At 42.4% G+C, this 3,065-nt stretch carries 3 protein-coding genes and 1 pseudogene; 2 read left to right on the plus strand and 2 right to left on the minus strand.

Annotated elements, in window-relative coordinates:
- Both ssuB and B4H32_RS04480 read left to right on the plus strand, forming a co-directional pair.
- Nucleotides 1-313: pseudogene (ssuB, locus tag B4H32_RS04475) on the plus strand (aliphatic sulfonate ABC transporter ATP-binding protein); the annotation flags it as partial.
- Nucleotides 314-556: 243 nt separating this feature from the next.
- Nucleotides 557-1,168 (plus strand): TetR/AcrR family transcriptional regulator, encoded by a 612-nt coding sequence (locus tag B4H32_RS04480; RefSeq protein WP_026040037.1) that lies wholly within the window; start codon nt 557-559, stop codon nt 1,166-1,168.
- A gap of 48 nt (nt 1,169-1,216) precedes the next feature.
- Here the strand turns inward: B4H32_RS04480 and B4H32_RS04485 are convergent, their stop codons facing one another.
- Together B4H32_RS04485 and B4H32_RS04490 are read right to left on the minus strand one after the other, a co-directional pair.
- Nucleotides 1,217-1,783, minus strand: coding sequence for a 5'-nucleosidase (locus tag B4H32_RS04485; protein ID WP_004680187.1), 567 nt, complete (start codon nt 1,781-1,783; stop codon nt 1,217-1,219).
- Between the two features lie 63 nt (nt 1,784-1,846).
- Nucleotides 1,847-2,980, minus strand: coding sequence for a TDT family transporter (locus B4H32_RS04490; protein ID WP_004680188.1), 1,134 nt, complete (start codon nt 2,978-2,980; stop codon nt 1,847-1,849).
- Nucleotides 2,981-3,065 lie beyond the last annotated feature (85 nt).

The raw sequence follows: 3,065 nt of genomic DNA on the forward strand, positions 1-3,065 counted from the left end.
TGCCGCACTGGCTCGGGCATTGTCACATGCACCGCGTATCCTGTTGCTGGATGAACCACTTGGCGCACTGGACGCACTTACCCGTCTGGAAATGCAGAACCTGATTGAACGCCTCTGGAAAGAACAGGGCTTTACCGCAATTCTGGTGACACATGATGTCAGTGAAGCAGTACAGCTTGCTGACCGAATTATTCTGCTGGATCAGGGGCATATTGCGCATAATTTCCAGGTCAATCTTCCACGTCCACGCAAAAAAAGCATTGCCTTTGCCCAGTTGGAACAACAGGTCCTTAATGCGGTTTTAGCCACCTAAAACCGCTTTTACCCATCTCAAAAACCACATTTCAAGAACAACAACCACTCGACAATTTCTCGCAATGACTGAGGAATTATTTACAAAATATGTCTTACCCATTTTAGATTTCAATAATTATCAAGTACATCGTGACTACTGGTCTGGCAATCCCTGCTTTTTCGATAAAAAATACGGTTATTTTGCACAAATCCGCCAATTTATCTTACAATGTCAATGACATTTTTTGAATCAAGCTCGCAGATGGAACAGAAAAAGAGTACACAAAAGCGCAATCAACTGCTGAATGCTGCCCTGGATGTTTTTTCCGTCTATGGATTTAGTGGTGCAAGTCTGGATGAAATTGCCCAACTGGCAAATATGCATAAATCCAATATCTTTTATTATTATGAAAACAAAGAGTCACTGTATGTTGAAGTGCTCACCACCGTAATGCAAAAGTGGTTGGCACCCTTACAGATATTGGAAGTCGAGCTTGAGCCAACTGAGGCCTTAACTCATTATTTGATGCAAAAAATCGAAAGTTCAAAAGATCAGCCAAAAGCTTCTCGTTTATTTGCATTGGAAATCATTCAGGGTGCACCACATATTTTACCGATTTTAAAAGGTCCATTGAAAAAGCTGTTTAAACGCAAAACCAAAGTGATTGAGACTTGGCAGGAACAAGGCAAATTATCCAAAGAAATTGATGCAGAATTATTAATTATCAATATTTGGGCAATCACCCAAAATTATGCGGATTTTTCTACTCAAATGGAAATGGTCACAGGCAAGACCCTGCGCAACCGCAGTATGTATCAACGCACCATTGAGCATACGGTACACTTGATGCTATATGGTGTATTGCCACGTTAAAACCAGAAAGCATTGATCAGGCCTATCTCAGCAGATAGGCTTTTTTATTTAAAAATGCGCCTGATACAACGCCAATAATTTTTGTGCGCCAAGCAGCAGATTCTCTTCCCAATCTAAATGAGCCGTATCATTGGCACCATCTGTAATATATTTGACTGAAATCAAACGCACCCCAAGCTTCTGGCACACTTTGGCGAGGGCATAGGCTTCCATGTCCACCAGATTACAGGATACTTTTGGCTGTCCTGTTTCAAAGGAGTCACCTGTACCACAGATCCCTTTAGGTAAATGTTCAAAATGCGGCTGAACATGGATTTCGGCAGGAATGTCCTCATCCATTGGGGTCACGCCCACGGCAAAACCCAGTGGTGACACATCCATGTCCCGTTGTACAAAAGTAATCACCTCAACCAGACTATGTGCATCGAAGTGCGAACTGCCTGCACTGCCTAAATTGATCAGCGTTTTGCATCCCGTCTTTTGAATCACCTCAAATGCCTTGAATGCTGCATTAATTTTGCCGATTCCACTGTAATGAACGTCAATACCTACTTGTTCAAACAAACCTTTAGATTCATTCGGTAAGGCCATAATCAGAGCAATATCAGCATTCATAAAAAAGACTCGTTCAAATCAAAATAGAGACACAAAAAAGGTGTGCTAAAGCACACCTTGATATTATTGCATCTTCTGCTGTAAGGCGACCAAACATGGGGAGAAAAATAATTGACCGCTGTACGCTCCTGCCAGCGTTTTCTTCATCACCAATGCCCACAAACCCACCAACAACAGACTTAAAACCACAGCCGCATACTGTAAGAAGTCGATATGTAACTGATGCGCCAAGTTAAAGATCGCCAAAATAAACACACCGAATGGGAAAGTCAGTCCCCACCAACCCAAGTTAAATGGAATGCCTGTACGCATATGACGCAGTGTGGTCAAAATCGCAATCCCAAACCACCATAAGCCAAAACCTAATAACACTAAACTTGCCACAATACCCAAGGCTGGCAGTAATGTCGCTAAACCTTCGAAACCTATCGCCTGCATGATTCGTGGCGCTTGTTCACCCAGTAATAATAACGCCAAGGCACCTGTCCCAATTGGCCCTAAACATAACCAGCTAGAAATCGCCACCTCTTTTTCAGGTAACTGGTGCAAAGCCAAACGTAACATCAAAATCGTTAAGATCGCAAAAGCAGGTAAGACAGAAATGCCCCACAACACATAGCCTGTGATCAAGATGGTTAACGCATGCTGATCTGCTGCTAAATGCTGTAATAGCAGCCCCGCAGAGCTAGCCGCAACTTCACAGGCCACGATCGGGAGTAACCATACCGCAGTCATCCGTTGTAATTGATGATCTTGGCAGCTAAACATACAAAATGGCACCACCCATGCAATCACCACTGCCAGAAACACATCCAGATACCAGAGATAGGTCGCTATCTGGATGGCAATATCACCATATAAATGCGTACCAAAAATGAGAAAACCATTGGCAATCGTCGCTAAGCCCATCGGAATCGCACCGAGGAATAAGCTCATATTCGGATGACTAAAAATCTGCTTTGCTTCGGTTGGGAATAAAATCCAGCGTAAGATATAGAGCACACTAAAAGTGCTAAATAACAGAATATTAAACTGCCATAATTTGGTCGCAAGCATAAACAAAACAGATGAGGCAAAAGGCAGCTGTGCTAAAATCATCGCCACCACACCCGTTCCCATGGTTGCAGTAAACCAATTCGGGGTAAAATGGCGAATCACATCGGTGTTCTGTTGTAGCTGATAAAACGGCTTTTTCATCTCTTTCTCAATATCAAGCGACTATGCAGCTATTTTAGGTCAATCATAAAATAAGAAAAATTGATTTATTTTTATTTAATGAATA

This window comes from Acinetobacter sp. UBA2063, assembly GCF_002333245.1.
GTDB lineage: Bacteria > Pseudomonadota > Gammaproteobacteria > Pseudomonadales > Moraxellaceae > Acinetobacter > Acinetobacter parvus.

Excerpts from the sequence above, each read along its gene's own strand:
- B4H32_RS04480 (WP_026040037.1), top strand. The coding sequence starts at position 557 with ATGGAACAGAAAAAGAGTACACAAAAGCGCAATCAACTGCTGAATGCT.
- B4H32_RS04485 (WP_004680187.1), bottom strand. The coding sequence starts at position 1,783 with ATGAATGCTGATATTGCTCTGATTATGGCCTTACCGAATGAATCTAAA.
- B4H32_RS04490 (WP_004680188.1), bottom strand. The coding sequence starts at position 2,980 with ATGAAAAAGCCGTTTTATCAGCTACAACAGAACACCGATGTGATTCGC.